The sequence below is a fragment of the Arthrobacter sp. MYb23 genome (assembly GCF_002979775.1).
Classification (GTDB): Bacteria; Actinomycetota; Actinomycetes; order Actinomycetales; family Micrococcaceae; genus Arthrobacter.
On sequence record NZ_PCPR01000046.1, the window covers coordinates 1 to 13,649 of the forward strand.

General features: G+C 62.9%; 12 protein-coding genes and 1 pseudogene. 3 read left to right on the forward strand and 10 right to left on the reverse strand.

Features of this window, described 5'->3' with window-relative positions:
- Positions 1-267, forward strand: a pseudogene (locus CQ020_RS23700) (methylisocitrate lyase); the annotation flags it as partial.
- 76 nt (positions 268-343) lie between these two features.
- Positions 344-1,483, forward strand: coding sequence for a bifunctional 2-methylcitrate synthase/citrate synthase (locus CQ020_RS23705; RefSeq protein ID WP_105694289.1), 1,140 nt, complete (start codon positions 344-346; stop codon positions 1,481-1,483).
- Between the two features lie 84 nt (positions 1,484-1,567).
- On the opposite strand, the gene CQ020_RS23710 is transcribed toward CQ020_RS23705, so the two are convergent.
- A complete protein-coding gene (locus tag CQ020_RS23710) occupies positions 1,568-2,065 on the reverse strand; it encodes an 8-oxo-dGTP diphosphatase (RefSeq protein WP_105694290.1) in 498 nt (165 codons plus the stop codon).
- Positions 2,066-2,121: 56 nt separating this feature from the next.
- Between CQ020_RS23710 and CQ020_RS23715 the strand changes: the two genes are divergently transcribed.
- The gene (locus tag CQ020_RS23715) at positions 2,122-2,898 is read left to right on the forward strand and encodes a hypothetical protein (protein ID WP_105694291.1); all 777 of its coding nucleotides are present in this window, start codon (positions 2,122-2,124) and stop codon (positions 2,896-2,898) included.
- Positions 2,899-2,925: 27 nt separating this feature from the next.
- Here CQ020_RS23715 and xerD read toward each other — a convergent pair whose 3' ends face one another.
- The 9 genes from xerD to CQ020_RS23760 all read right to left on the reverse strand — a co-directional run bounded on the left by xerD (position 2,926) and on the right by CQ020_RS23760 (position 13,229).
- A complete protein-coding gene (gene xerD / locus CQ020_RS23720) occupies positions 2,926-3,885 on the reverse strand; it encodes a site-specific tyrosine recombinase XerD (protein ID WP_105694292.1) in 960 nt (319 codons plus the stop codon).
- A gap of 2 nt (positions 3,886-3,887) precedes the next feature.
- Positions 3,888-4,550: an NUDIX hydrolase gene (locus CQ020_RS23725; RefSeq protein WP_024820423.1), complete on the reverse strand. Its 663-nt coding sequence runs from the start codon at positions 4,548-4,550 to the stop codon at positions 3,888-3,890.
- Positions 4,551-4,577: 27 nt separating this feature from the next.
- Positions 4,578-6,323, reverse strand: a complete 1,746-nt coding sequence (locus CQ020_RS23730; RefSeq protein WP_024820422.1) for a CTP synthase — start codon at positions 6,321-6,323, stop codon at positions 4,578-4,580.
- Positions 6,324-6,484: 161 nt separating this feature from the next.
- Positions 6,485-8,224: a DNA repair protein RecN gene (gene recN / locus CQ020_RS23735; RefSeq protein WP_105694293.1), complete on the reverse strand. Its 1,740-nt coding sequence runs from the start codon at positions 8,222-8,224 to the stop codon at positions 6,485-6,487.
- 3 nt (positions 8,225-8,227) lie between these two features.
- On the reverse strand, positions 8,228-9,268 hold the full coding sequence (locus CQ020_RS23740) for an NAD kinase (RefSeq protein ID WP_105694294.1): 1,041 nt from the start codon (positions 9,266-9,268) through the stop codon (positions 8,228-8,230).
- A 12-nt stretch (positions 9,269-9,280) separates the two neighbouring features.
- On the reverse strand, positions 9,281-10,093 hold the full coding sequence (locus tag CQ020_RS23745) for a TlyA family RNA methyltransferase (protein ID WP_105694295.1): 813 nt from the start codon (positions 10,091-10,093) through the stop codon (positions 9,281-9,283).
- Between the two features lie 3 nt (positions 10,094-10,096).
- A complete protein-coding gene (locus tag CQ020_RS23750) occupies positions 10,097-10,372 on the reverse strand; it encodes a hypothetical protein (protein ID WP_105694296.1) in 276 nt (91 codons plus the stop codon).
- A gap of 9 nt (positions 10,373-10,381) precedes the next feature.
- Positions 10,382-11,368 carry an HAD-IIA family hydrolase gene (locus tag CQ020_RS23755; protein WP_105694297.1) on the reverse strand — a complete coding sequence of 329 codons (987 nt, stop codon included), beginning with the start codon at positions 11,366-11,368 and terminating at the stop codon, positions 10,382-10,384.
- On the reverse strand, positions 11,361-13,229 hold the full coding sequence (locus tag CQ020_RS23760; RefSeq protein WP_105694298.1) for a hypothetical protein: 1,869 nt from the start codon (positions 13,227-13,229) through the stop codon (positions 11,361-11,363). Before CQ020_RS23760 ends, CQ020_RS23755 begins: the two co-directional genes overlap by 8 nt.
- Positions 13,230-13,649: the final 420 nt, after the last annotated feature.

The window sequence follows — 13,649 nt, forward strand, 5'->3', positions numbered from 1 at the left end:
ATGACCGAGTTCGGCAAAAGCGACCTCTTCACCGTGGACCAGCTTCAAACCGTCGGCGTGAACATGGTCATCTACCCCGTCACCCTGCTCCGCATTGCCATGGGCGCTGCAGAGCGTACGCTGGAATCGATCAAGGCTGCGGGGACCCAGGAAGCGCACGTGGAAAACATGCTCACGCGTGCGCGCCTCTATGAACTCGTGGACTACGAGGCCTACAACCAGTTCGATACCGGCGTTTTCAACTTCCAGGTTCCTGGCAACCGCTAGGACCCGGATTCATTCAGGGGAAAGCAGGCAGTCCGGGGCTTCCGGACCGCTTGCATTATGAACGAAGGAGGGCAGCATGGCAGCTGTTGATATCAAAAAGGGCCTTGCCGGCGTCGTGGTGGATTACACCGCCGTCTCAAAGGTCAACCCGGACACCAACTCGCTGCTGTATCGCGGCTATCCGGTCCAGGAGCTGGCCGCCAAATGCAGCTTCGAAGAAGTTGCATACCTGCTGTGGAACGGTGAACTGCCAGCTGACGCGGAGCTTGCGGAATTCACCGCCCGGGAACGCGCAGGCCGCGCCTTGGACCCCGTGGTGAAGTCCGTGGTGGATTCCTTGCCCACCACCGCCCATCCCATGGACGTATGCCGCACGGCAGCATCCGTGCTCGGCGCCCGGCACGAGTTGGCCGAGGATTCATCACCCGAAGCGAACATGAAGAAGGCAATCGACCTCTGGGCTGCCATGCCCGCCGTGGTCGCCTATGACCAGCGGCGCCGCCGCGGCCAGGAGCCTGTTGAACCCCGCGAGGACCTGGACTACTCGGCAAACTTCCTGTGGATGACCTTCGGCGAAGAGCAGGTTCCGGAGGTGGTGGAGGCCTTCAACGTCTCCATGATCCTTTACGCGGAGCACTCCTTCAACGCGTCCACCTTCACAGCCCGTGTGGTCACCTCCACGCTCTCAGACTTACATTCGGCCGTGACCGCTGCCATCGGTGCCCTCAAGGGCCCGCTGCACGGTGGAGCCAACGAGGCCGTGATGCACACGTTCGACGAGATCGGCATCCGCAGCGAAGAGTCCCTCGAGGAAGCGGCCACCCGTGCCCGGGCCTGGATGGAAGACGCCCTGGCACAGAAAAAGAAAGTCATGGGCTTCGGACACCGCGTCTACAAGCACGGCGACTCCCGCGTGCCCACCATGAAAGCCGCCCTGGACAAGATGATCGCCCACTACGGACGGCCGGAACTCCTGGGGCTGTACAACGGGCTGGAGCAGGCCATGGACGAGGCAAAGGACATCAAGCCCAACCTCGACTACCCCGCCGGCCCCACCTACCACCTCATGGGCTTCGATACCCCCACATTCACCCCGCTGTTCGTCGCCAGCCGTATCACCGGCTGGACTGCGCACATCATGGAACAGGTAGCGGCCAATTCCCTGATCCGCCCGCTGAGCGAATACAACGGTCCCGAAGAACGGCACGTCCCCTAACGCTTCTGGTTCTCAACGAGAAGTACGACGCCGGGCCGGTCACCGAAAGGCGACCGGCCCGGCGTCGTTCATTCTTCGCTCCCGCTACAGCTGAGGGTCCACCCACTCAAGGGTTCGGACGTCAGCCACATTTTCGTTGTCCGCGGCCAAAGCCACCCGCACGGCGATGCGCTGCCCGGAGATCATCGCCGGCAGCCAGTGTTCGGCATCCGCCCACATCCGCTCCACAGGAAGCTGTGCCACGGGGAACCACTCCGGTGCGATCTCGTTGCTTTCGGATGGTTCCCCTTCCCAGACACGGGCCAGAAAAACAGTGGTGGCCATATCCCAGTCCGGCCTTGCCGGAAACACAAAGTCGACTGTTCCGGCAGGAATCAGGTCCTGCGCCCGCACTATGACGTTGGCTTCCTCCATGACCTCCCGGCACGCTGCCTCTGGCGCCGTCTCCCCCGGTTCCACATGGCCGCCGACGCCCACCACCTTGCCCCGGCCAAAGCCTGTCTTCTTGGTCCCGAGCAGGACCTGCTCGCCTTCCGCGCCGTCGCGGAGCAGGAAGCATAAAGTCACATGGGCTGCAGTCATGCTGCCTACCTTAACCTGATCTCCCCCGCTGCGGCCGCCATTGCTACAGTGAGCCCATGACTGAAGGTGGGGGTGACGCGCGCGCCACTGCGGCCGCCGTCGACGACGTTGAGGACGCTTCGTCCAACGTGGACGAGCCGTCCAACGTGGATGAGCCGGGCGATGAAACGCCTGCCGCCAGCAAACCCGAACGGGACGCCTGGCTTCCCCGGTGGCTTGTTGCGCACCCGCTCTACGCGGGTTGGGCCTGGACCGTTGTGTGGGCCGGGCTCATCGTCCTGGATGAAGTGGTGGACCTGGCCGGATGGACCTGGTATTTGCTGGTCCTGGTGGCCGCCCTCCCCACGCTCATTTCAACACTGGTGGTGCTGCATGCCACGCCGCGGAGTCACCTCAGGGCTGTAGACGCGACGGTTCTTGGCCATTTTTTTGTGCGGTTCCTGGCGCTGGTCGCAGCCTTCATGGTGTGGGCCGCCTCCGTGGTGATGAGCGCATCAATTTCCACAACCGTCCAGTCAGTGATCGGTGATTCAGAGAAAGAAGTCACGGCACTGGGTTTCAACCTCATGCTGGCCGCGGTTCCGCTGGTGCTCTCCATCCTGTGGATGGCATTCATTGTCCGTTGTGCGTGGTTCCTGCGGCGACTACGAGGCTGGCGGCAGGTTCCCGTCAAGACGCGCGTTCCCAAGAAATTCCTCAAAGGACGTCCCCGCCTCAAGCGTGTGGTGGTGGGACTTGCCCACCCAGGCCTGTTGCTGGTGGCTGGGTTGGGGACGTCCCTGCTGGCCCTGTTTGTCGACGCCGTGGAGCTGACACTTAACGTCCTCGGATAGCAGGCCTGCCGGCTGAGCTCAGGCGATCTACCCCAGAGCCCTCGGGTGTGCCGCGGCGTACACCTCGCGAAGCGTGTCAGCGGTGACCAGCGTATAAACCTGGGTGGTGGTCACGGACGCGTGGCCCAGCAGCTCCTGAACCACTCTCACATCAGCGCCACCTTCCAAAAGATGGGTGGCAAAGGAATGGCGCAGCGTATGCGGCGAGACGTCCTTGGTGATATTGGCCTTCTCTGCCGCCACTTTAAGGATGGTCCAGGCGCTTTGCCGGCTGATACGTCCGCCCCGCGCATTGAGGAACAATGCAGGCGTGCCCTTGCCTTTGGACGCCAAGAGCGGCCTGCCACGGACAACATAGGCCCCGACGGCGCGGGCTCCGTAGGAGCCGAGCGGCACCAAACGCTCCTTGGAACCTTTACCGAACAGCCTCACGATGGCGGGATCGCCGCCAGTATCTTCAAGGGAGACATCATCCACGTCCAAACCGACGGCCTCGCTGATGCGGGCCCCGGTGGAGTAGAGGAACTCCAGCAGTGCCCGGTCTCGAAGGCCTGTAGCGGTATCTGAGCCCGCAGCTTCCAGGATGCGCGTCACTTCGCCAACGCTGATGGCTTTGGGCAGTCTCTTGCCCGGCATGGGTGGGTGGACGTCGCTGGCGGGGTCCGCCGTCGTGGTTCCCTCAAGAGCCCAAAACTTGTGCAGACCACGGACGGCCACCACCGTCCGGGCTGCTGAGCGGACACCCAGTATTGCTGCGCCGTCGGATCCATCTGACAGCGCCTGAACGAAGGCCGTCACATGATGGCGCGTGATGTTACCGGGGTTCTCTACGCCCTGGGAGGCGAGGAAGTTTGAGTATCGGGCCAGATCACGGCGGTACGCGGCCAACGTGTTGGCAGCCAATCCACGTTCCACACCAACATGCTGCAGATAGTCGGTGATGGCACGGTCAATCCCATTGACCGTGCGGGTGGCGGCTTCGGTCATGCTCAGCGCTGGCTCGGATGTGCCGGCCAAGGTGCATTGGCGGGCCGCAGGCTGGTGAATCCATCAGCCTTCGCAGCTGCGGCAGCCAGGATGCCCACCACAGCCGAGGGATTGTGCAGCCTGCCCTCAAGCACGGCCCGCACGGCATCATCCAGGGGAACCCAGTGAAGCTCGATCTCCGCTTCCTCGTCGGTCCGTGTGTGGCGGTCCGCTTCAGGCACATCGCTGAGACCGCGCGCCAAATAGATGCGGATGGCCTCACTGGACGAGCCCGGAGAGTTGAAGAAGTCCGCCAGGACGTTCCAGGTGGCGGCATTCAGGTCCGCTTCCTCAGCGAGTTCCCTGGCAGCCCCCACCACGAAGTCCTCGCCTTCCACGTCCAACAGGCCCGCCGGGATCTCCCAGAGATCCATGCCGACAGGATGCCGGTACTGCTTGAGGAGAAGAATTTCGCCGTCCACGTTCATCGGAAGAACCGCCACTGCACCAGGATGGTCGATGTAGTCGCGGACCAGAGTGTCAGTGTCTTCGCTGAGCTGGAACGAGTCGCTGACGACGTCCCAAATGCGGCCTTCGTAAACCTTGTTGGTAGACAAAAGACGGCGCGGGCTCGGCATATCCGAAACCTGCCTTGAAGTGCGGGGGGTTTCAGAAATACCGGGCATCGCGCCGTCCTTCGTTAGTTCTTGCGTTTACTTGGCAGCTACCGCGCGGGCATCGGCCTTGGTGTCCACGGCAACGCCTTCACGACGCTCCAGGGCAGCCTTGACCAGGCCTGCGAACAGCGGGTGCGGACGCGTCGGACGGGAGCTGAGCTCCGGGTGCGCCTGCGTTGCCACGTAGAACGGGTGGACTTCGCGGGGAAGTTCCACATACTCCACCAGCTTGCCATCGGGAGAGGTACCGGAGAACACCAGGCCCTTGGCAGCGATCTGCTCGCGGTACTTGTTGTTGACCTCGTAGCGGTGGCGGTGGCGTTCGCTGACCGTGGTGGTGCCATAGGTCTCGGCAATGACCGAGCCCTCGTCCAGCTTTGCTTCGTAGAGGCCCAGGCGCATGGTGCCGCCGAGGTCGCCCTTGCCGTCCACGATGTCCAGCTGCTCTTCCATGGTGGCAATGACCGGGTACTTGGAATCGGGCTCGAACTCGCTCGAGGAAGCACCTTCAAGGCCAACCACGTTGCGGGCGTACTCGATCACCATGCACTGCAGGCCGAGGCACAGGCCAAGGACAGGGAGCTTGGATTCGCGGGCGAACTTCAAAGCGCCAAGTTTGCCTTCGAGGCCACGGATTCCGAAGCCGCCCGGTACGCAAATGGCGTCCACGCCAGCCAGGGACTTGGTGGCACCGGCGAGCGTTTCGCATTCGTCCGAGGGGACCCAGCGGATCTTGACCTTGGCTTCGTTGGCAAAACCACCGGCACGGAGTGCCTCGGTGACCGAGAGGTAAGCATCCGGGAGGTCGATGTACTTGCCCACCAGGGCGATCTCGACCTCGTGCTTGGGGTTGTGGACAGCTTCAAGCAGCTTGTCCCACTTGCTCCAGTCCACGTCCTTGAACGGCAGGTCCAGTGCACGGACGATGTAGGAGTCCAAGCCCTGGGAGTGCAGCGTCTTGGGGATGTCGTAGATGCTGGGGGCGTCAGCGGCGTTGACCACGGCGTCGATGTCGACGTCGCACATGCGGCCAATCTTCTCCCGCATGGCGTCCGGCACTTCGCGGTCCGAACGGATCACGATTGCTTCCGGCTGGATGCCGATGGAGCGCAGGGCTGCCACGGAGTGCTGCGTCGGCTTGGTCTTCAGTTCCTGGGAAGGACCGATGTACGGGACCAGCGAAACGTGGAGGAAGAAGACGTTGTTGCGGCCCACATCCTGGCGGACCTGGCGGGCCGACTCCAGGAACGGCTGCGACTCGATGTCGCCCACCGTGCCACCGATTTCGGTGATGATGACGTCCGGAGCGTTCTTGCCTTCGGCAGGCAGGCGCATGCGGCGCTTGATTTCATCGGTGATGTGCGGAATGACCTGCACAGTGTCTCCGAGGTATTCGCCGCGACGTTCCTTGGCGATAACGGTGGAGTAGATCTGGCCTGTTGTGACGTTGGCCGAACCTTCAAGGTTTTCATCGAGGAAGCGCTCGTAGTGTCCGATGTCGAGGTCGGTTTCGGCGCCGTCGTCCGTCACGAATACTTCGCCGTGCTGGAAGGGATTCATCGTGCCCGGATCCACGTTCAGATAGGGATCGAGCTTCTGCATTGTTACAGACAAACCACGTGCCCGCAGCAGGTGACCGAGGCTGGAAGCCGTCAGACCCTTACCGAGCGAGGACGCCACACCACCGGTGACGAAGATGTGTTTGGTCGTCTTGGACGAGCCCGGGAACCGGGAATTTACACGGGAATTTGATCGCTGCACCACGGAATTCGAGCTTATCATCAATTACGCCTTCCAAGCGTCTGTTCGGATTCCCCAAATGGTCAATAGTTGCTCACCACCGCATTCCAGGCAAGACCCGGGCGGATTTAGTGCTCCGATGTGATGGTGCTCGCACTCCCCAGCCGCGCTGCTTTCACTGCCCAGCCGCCCCGCCCGCAACGCTAGGCACGCTGCGGTAAGAGTTTCGCGTCGTCCAGCAGTTCCTGGGCATGAGCTTGTGCGCTCTCGGAATCCTCTTGACCGGCCAGCATGCGGGCAAGCTCCTTGACGCGCTCATCGTCGCTCAGCAACTGCACGTCGCTGGAGGTGAAGCCGGTGGTCGTCTTCCCATCAGCTCCGCGCACGGAAGTCTTGGTCACGCGGATGTGTTGATCGGCGAAGGCTGCTACCTGTGGCAGGTGCGTCACCACCAGGACCTGGACGTGCCGGGCGAGCATGGCCAGCCTGCGTCCGATTTCCACGGCGGCCCGCCCACCCACACCGGCGTCCACTTCATCAAAGACAAACGTCGGGACGGGATCTACGGCGGCAAGCACTACCTCGATCGCCAGCATGACCCTGGACAGTTCACCGCCGGAGGCTCCCTTGCCCAAGGGTCTGGCCGGAGCTCCGGAGTGGGGTTGGAGGAGGAACGCGATCTCATCGGTGCCCCAGGGGCCCAACGCGCCGCTGCCATCCACCTCGATGATCAAGGTGGCATCGGCCATGGCCAAGGCCTTCAGTTCGGTGCTGACCCGGGATGAGAGGTCCTTGGCAGCTTTGAGACGGGCTTTGGTGATGGCCGACGCCAGCTTCCGCAGGGCCGCCTCCGCAGAAACCACCTCGGCGTCCAAAGACTCAATACGGCTTGAGTCGTCCTGCAACTCGTCAAGGCGTGTCCTCGCAGTAGTTGCCCACTCCAGCACTTCATCAATACTCGGCGCATATTTGCGGATCAGTTTGGCCAGGACAGCCCGGCGATCCTCGATTTCGGAGAGCCGCTCAGGGCCCTCTGTGTCCAACGTAGCCTGGTAGCTGGACAGCTCGGCGGCGATGTCATTGAGGAGGAAGCCCACCTCCGCCAGCCGTTTTGCCGCGGAACCAAGCTCCTCGTCGTGTTCCGCCACGTGCTCCAGCGTCCGCTTGGCCGCATCCACCATGGTGGTTGCATCGCCGGCATCTCCGAACTCCTCGGCAATGAGCGACTCGTGGGCAGCAGCTGCCGCCAAACGCAGCTCTTCGACGTTTGCCAGCTTTACAGCCTCTGCCTTGAGCGTTTCGTCCTCAGCCGGCTGGGGATCCACCTCGTCAATTTCCTTGAGGGCAGCATCCAAGGACTCAGCCTCCCGCAAACGCTCGCGGGCTTCGCGGCGCAGCGTCTCAAGTTCAGACTGGATGGCCTTCCAGTGGTTGAAAAGCTCCTGATACTCCCCCAGCGTCTTGGCAAGGGGGGCTCCGGCAAACCTGTCCAAGGCGTGCCGCTGCGCGGTGGCGCTCTTGAGCCGGATCTGGTCCGACTGGCCATGGACCACCACCAGGCTTTCGCCCAACTCGGCCAATACCCCCACCGGTGCCGCGCGCCCGCCAACGTAGGCACGGCTACGCCCGTCGGCACCAACGGTGCGAGCCAGCAGGAGTTCAGCAACGCCGTCGAACTCTTCCGCCTCGCCGCCGGCCTCCTTGGCGCGTTCCACAGCACTATGCGAGGGATCAAGCTTCAACACAGCCTCTGCCGACGCGGATTTGGCTCCGCTTCGAACGGCGCCAGCGTCCGAACGGGCACCAAGAAGAAGCCCGACGGCGGTCACCACCATGGTCTTGCCCGCACCGGTCTCGCCGGTGACGACGCTGAGGCCCGGGCCCAAGGGCAGGGCGGCGTCGGTTATGACGCCGAGGTCACGGATTCGGAGTTCTTCGAGCATGGTTCACTTCGCATTCGAGGGGTCTGATGGCTCACCGTACCCCAGGTCCTGGGACGCTTCGGAGTCCCGGGGACTGGGCAAAGGAGCCGGTGACAAGGTCCGGATGACAGGAATGGGACCGGTGTGGACTTCGCTGCTCCGAGGAGCCGGGCCGCGCCAACCATGGATAGGAAGCTGAAACTTGCGGACCAGACGCGCCGAGAACGGAGTCTTGTGGGTCCTTGCCAGCCGCACCGGGGTGGCAGACCGCGTTACTTCAACGCGCGCGCCAGGCGGCAGATCCACCGAACGCCGGCCATCGCACCAGAGGACCCCCAAAGCGTCGGTCCGGTTCATAATTTCCACGGCCAGCTTGGAACGCGGGGATACCACCAAGGGCTTGGCAAAAAGCGCATGTGCACTGATGGGAACAATGACCAGGGCTTCAACCTCCGGCCACACCACGGGACCTCCCGACGAGAAGGCGTAGGCCGTGGAACCCGTCGGCGTAGCGAGGACAACACCGTCGCAGCCGAACGACGTCAATGGACGTTCATCCACCTCGGTGACAACCTCCAGCATGCGTTCTCGGTTGGCCTTCTCAATGGCAGCCTCGTTCAAAGCCCACGTGTGCCAAATCTTCTGGCCTTTGACCCACACCTGGACATCGATGGTCATGCGTTCTTCCACCGTGTACTGACGGCTGGCTATCCATTCCACTGTCTGGGCGAGATCTGCGCGTTCACTTTCCGCAAGGAAACCCACGTGGCCAAGGTTGACACCCAGCAGAGGGACATCCACCTCACGGACCAGTTCAGCAGCGCGAAGGATGGTGCCATCGCCGCCCAGGACCATCACCAACTCCACGTCCTCCAGATTGACGTGGTCATTGAGGATCTCGATGGGCGTATCAAGGGCACCGAAAAAACGTTCGATATCCGCGAGTTCGGATTTCTGCAGCACGGGAACCAGGCCTGAGGCATGCAGTTGCGTACAGGCATCCCACGCAGCGCGGAGCGATTCCTCCCGCCCTGTGTGGGCAAGGACAAGTACACGCCTGCTCATCAGATCTGCTTTCTAGTGGTTCGGCCAGAGTTTCTTGATCAACGCAGCAACGTCCTCGTCCCGCTCTTCGATCTTAGGCAACACCGTGGACATCCTGCGCTTCATCCACAGGAAGTATTCAACATTTCCGTCCTGGCCGGGAAGCGGGCTGGCCGCCAGGTCCTGAAGTTCAAGGCCGGCATCCACTGCTGCGCGGGCCACCTGGGCCACCGCCCGGCGTCGTTCATTCTCTGAGGACACCACGCCGGTTCGGCTCAGTCGTTCCTTGCCAACCTCAAATTGTGGTTTGACCATGAGGACCATATCGCCGCCCGGCTCGGTGCACTGCGCAAGCGGCCACAGGACCAACGTCAAGGAAATGAAGGACAAGTCGGCCACAGTCAACGTTGCCAGGCCGCCGATCTGCTCCGGAGTCATATACCTGACGTTGAGGCCTTCGTGGACCTCCACCTTGGGATCATCCCTCAGCTGCGGGACCAGCTGGCCGTGCCCCACATCCACGGCCACCACTTGGGAGGCACCCTGTCGCAACAGAACATCCGTAAAACCGCCTGTCGAGGCCCCTGCGTCCAGACACCGCTTTCCGGAAACCACGACGGCGGGGAACGCCTTCAGCGCACCGGCCAGCTTATGCCCGGCACGGCTGACGTAGATGTCCTCCAGATGCGACTCGACAGCCAGCTCCGTCTCAGCATCCACTTGATGGGCAGCTTTGCCGAGGACATGGCCGCTCGAGCTGACCTTGCCATCACTGATGAGTTTCGCGGCATGCGTACGCGACCTCGCCAGCCCACGGGTGACGAGTTCCTGATCAAGTCTTGGCATGCGTTAACTGTCGCCTTCCGGGCGGGGGTTGCTTTGAGGTGGTGCCGGAAGTCCGGGTTCCGCGTCCAATGCTTCCAAGAGCCCATCATGGACGCCGGCGTACAGCTCCCCATGGTCTGGGACCGGCGAATCGACGACGCCATCCAGCAGGCTAAGAGCCCTGTCCACCAAAGAATCCCCGGTAGGACTCGGCGCCTCAGGCCACTGCACTGAGGGACGTTCAGGTTCAACAGCTCCCACCTTTGCAGGTGAGGACTCGGAATGTTGGGGCTCGGTCATCGCACCAGTCTAGTGATTTCGCCATTCCAGCTGCGGCGCATGCGCCACGTCCGTGTCGGGAACCGCAGACCACCACGCGGCACAGGCTGCACGCCAAGCGTCGAGGTCGCCCTCGTCTCCCGTGACGGTCACCGCACCGTCCCCGGCAACTGCTGAAGCTGTACCGCAACGGAACGTTCCGTCGTCGCTGGTAACCTCCGGGTACGGCGCGTAAAGACCCGCCAGGTCAGCCAGAAGGTAATCCGGACGTTCATCAGTCCGCGCCGCAAGGATGGTGTGGGTGGTGTCCACCCCGGTGAGGACGGCCGCCGTCGCAAATCCTGCACGGTTGCCACCCAGGATGTCCGTGTCCAGGCGGTCGCCAACCACCAGCGGGCGATCAGCCTTGAGCCGTTTCGCCGCTGCATGGAAGAGAGGCGCCTCCGGCTTGCCGGCAACCAACGGAGTCTTACCCGTAGCGGCTGCCACGGCAGCGACCAAAGTTCCGTTGCCGGGAGCCATGCCGCGGGCCTGCGGAATGGACATGTCCGTGTTGGTAGCGAACCACATGGCTCCACCAGCCACCACGTACGAGGCCTCCGCGAGGTCCTTCCAGCCAATCTCAGGGTTGAACCCCTGGACAACGGCCACCGGGGACTCTGCAGCACTGTGCACCGGCGTGAGTCCCACCAGTTCGATCTCATGGGCCAGTGCTGCGCTTCCTGTGATCAGGACGTGCGCCCCCGCAGGCAGCATGGAAGCCAAAAGCTCCCCTGCTGCCTGGGAGGAACTAACCACTTGATGGTCCTCTGCCGGAGCGCCCAGCTCACGCAAGTGCGCCGCAACCTGGGCCGGCGTCCTGGACGCGTTGTTGGTGACATAACCCAGACCAACGCCCACAGTTTCGAGACGCCGCAACGCCTCCACCGCACCAGGGATGGCATGTGGGCCTGCATAGACCACACCGTCCAGGTCCGAAAGGACAGCATCAAAAGAAGAGATCAGTGAATCAGCCATGCTGGGAGTCGGAACCCTCGTTCTCGGCATCTTCGTCTTTTGCCTCTGCGTCGTCTTCAACTGAATCGACGTCAGATTCTGCGTCATCGGACTCGAAGTAATCCGATTCCGCATCATCAAGCTCAACCTCATCATGCTCGACGTCGGCGGCTGCAGCCTCAACAATGACCGTTTCCGTTTCCGGTTTCATGACCTCGGCGTCACGCGCCGGCTTCTCGAAGCGCGGCTTCCGCGCGGCTGCCTCTTCCTGCTCGTCCCAGCCAAGGTCAAGAATTTCGGGCTCAGCAAAGTCGCCCACACCCAAGGCGCTCTCGGCAACGAGCGCCTGGCGGGCCCACTTATCGGCTTCCTCGGTACGACCAACCGCACTCAAAGCTTCAGCGTATGCGCGGAAGAGGCGAGGGCTGTAGGAGAACGCCCGGTTGATGTCCAGCTGCGGGATCTCAAGCTCGCTGACAGCAGCATCCAACTGCTTGAGGTCAGCACGTGCGCCGGAGGCAACAATGGCAAGCTCAACCTTGCCCGGAGCGTCAAGATCCTGGGCTTCCGGAGAGCGGACCATGTCCAGAGCACGGTCAGCGCGGCCAAGGCCACGCTCGCAGTCAGCCATCACCGGCAAGTGCACGTTGGACCCACTGATGCGGCGGTACGTACGGAATTCACGCAGGGCTTCACCGTAGTGGCCGGCGGCGTAAGCCGTCAGGCCAACCGCTTCGCGGACTACAGAGAGGCGCCCACCGCGGCGGCTTGCAGCAAGGGCGTGCTGGAAGGCGAGTTCGGGCTCAATGTCGATCAGCCGGCCAGCCATGACCAGGTGCTTCGCGACCCACCCGGCGCTCTGCTCCTCAAGGGTCTTGATCTGGTGACCCGTAGCGCGGTCGAGCTCCTTGCCCGTGACGTCCTCATCAATTTCAGGGGAACGTTCACGGTCAGGACGGTTGGCGCTGCGGATGTCCTTGGCGTTGGGAACCCGTGCAGGACGCTCTTCCCACGCGCCGCCGCGTTCGTTGCGGTCACCACCAAAGGAACGACGTTCGCCGCCGCGTTCGGGCCGATCGCCCAAGGGCTTACGGTCGCCACGGTCGCCGAAGGGCTTGCGGTCACGGTCGCCGCCGAAGGAGCGGCGGTCATCGTTGTCGCGGCGGGGGCCATCAAAGTTCCGCGGTCCACGCTCGGGCCGGTCGCCGAAAGGCTTGCGGTCACCACGATCGTTGTTGAAGGGACGACGCTCGCCATCACGGGCGGGACGGTCGTTGCGATCGCCGAATGAACGGCGCTCACCGTCACGGGCGGGACGGTCGTTGCGATCGCCGAATGAACGGCGCTCACCGTCACGGGCGGGACGGTCATTACGGTCGCCGAAGGGCTTGCGGTCACGGTCACCCCCAAAGGAGCGACGCTCGCCATCACGGGCGGGACGATCGTTACGCTCGCCAAACGGCTTACGGTCACGGTCACCCCCAAATGAACGACGCTCACCGTCACGGGCCGGACGGTCACCACGGTCATTGTTGAAGGGACGACGCTCACCGTCACGGGCGGGACGATCGTTACGCTCGCCGAAAGGCTTACGGTCACGGTCCCCGCCAAAGGAACGACGCTCGCCATCACGGGCCGGACGGTCACCACGGTCATTGTTGAAGGGACGACGCTCACCGTCACGGGCCGGACGGTCACCACGGTCATTATTGAAGGGACGACGCTCGCCATCTCGGGCCGGACGATCGTTACGCTCGCCAAAAGGCTTACGGTCACGGTCCCCGCCGGAATTGTTGTTGGGGCGGTACGAACCGCGGTCGTCCCGGTTCCCGCCGAAGTTTCCGCGATTACCGCCGCGATTGCCGCCGTTGTGCTCAGCCATGGTGGATTCCTCCTGTTGCGAGCCGACCACTGGCGCGTGCGTAGTCGCTCATAACCCTTATTTCGTTGTCACGCCGCCAGCAGCGCTCAGCTGCCGACTCGTATATCTGTTTCAATTCTATTCGAACCCGCCACAGCGACAGAACGCTGAGGACCCCTTTGGGCCTCTCGTGGCAAGTCTCACAAGCGCGAAGCCTCCCAGCTGACTCGCACCGGCGGCTCATAAATCATGGGAGCCGCCACCATCCCCAGGCAGCGGACTGTGTCTTTGGTCAGTTAACGTGTGTTTTGGTTGTTAAATGCGGGGAGCCCCGACCGTGTGGTCGGGGCTCCCCGTGAATGGTTGTCCGGCGGTGTCCTACTCTCCCACACCCTCCCGGGTGCAGTACCATCGGCGCTGTGGGTCTTAGCTTCCGGGTTC

Bases quoted from the DNA above. Each gene is read 5' to 3' on its own strand.
- CQ020_RS23750 (WP_105694296.1), bottom strand. From the start codon at position 10,372: ATGACCGAGCCCCAACATTCCGAGTCCTCACCTGCAAAGGTGGGAGCT.
- CQ020_RS23705 (WP_105694289.1), top strand. From the start codon at position 344: ATGGCAGCTGTTGATATCAAAAAGGGCCTTGCCGGCGTCGTGGTGGAT.
- CQ020_RS23745 (WP_105694295.1), bottom strand. From the start codon at position 10,093: ATGCCAAGACTTGATCAGGAACTCGTCACCCGTGGGCTGGCGAGGTCG.
- CQ020_RS23755 (WP_105694297.1), bottom strand. From the start codon at position 11,368: ATGGCTGATTCACTGATCTCTTCTTTTGATGCTGTCCTTTCGGACCTG.
- recN (WP_105694293.1), bottom strand. From the start codon at position 8,224: ATGCTCGAAGAACTCCGAATCCGTGACCTCGGCGTCATAACCGACGCC.
- CQ020_RS23710 (WP_105694290.1), bottom strand. From the start codon at position 2,065: ATGACTGCAGCCCATGTGACTTTATGCTTCCTGCTCCGCGACGGCGCG.
- CQ020_RS23725 (WP_024820423.1), bottom strand. From the start codon at position 4,550: ATGCCCGGTATTTCTGAAACCCCCCGCACTTCAAGGCAGGTTTCGGAT.
- CQ020_RS23730 (WP_024820422.1), bottom strand. From the start codon at position 6,323: ATGATAAGCTCGAATTCCGTGGTGCAGCGATCAAATTCCCGTGTAAAT.
- CQ020_RS23760 (WP_105694298.1), bottom strand. From the start codon at position 13,229: ATGGCTGAGCACAACGGCGGCAATCGCGGCGGTAATCGCGGAAACTTC.
- xerD (WP_105694292.1), bottom strand. From the start codon at position 3,885: ATGACCGAAGCCGCCACCCGCACGGTCAATGGGATTGACCGTGCCATC.
- CQ020_RS23715 (WP_105694291.1), top strand. From the start codon at position 2,122: ATGACTGAAGGTGGGGGTGACGCGCGCGCCACTGCGGCCGCCGTCGAC.
- CQ020_RS23740 (WP_105694294.1), bottom strand. From the start codon at position 9,268: ATGAGCAGGCGTGTACTTGTCCTTGCCCACACAGGGCGGGAGGAATCG.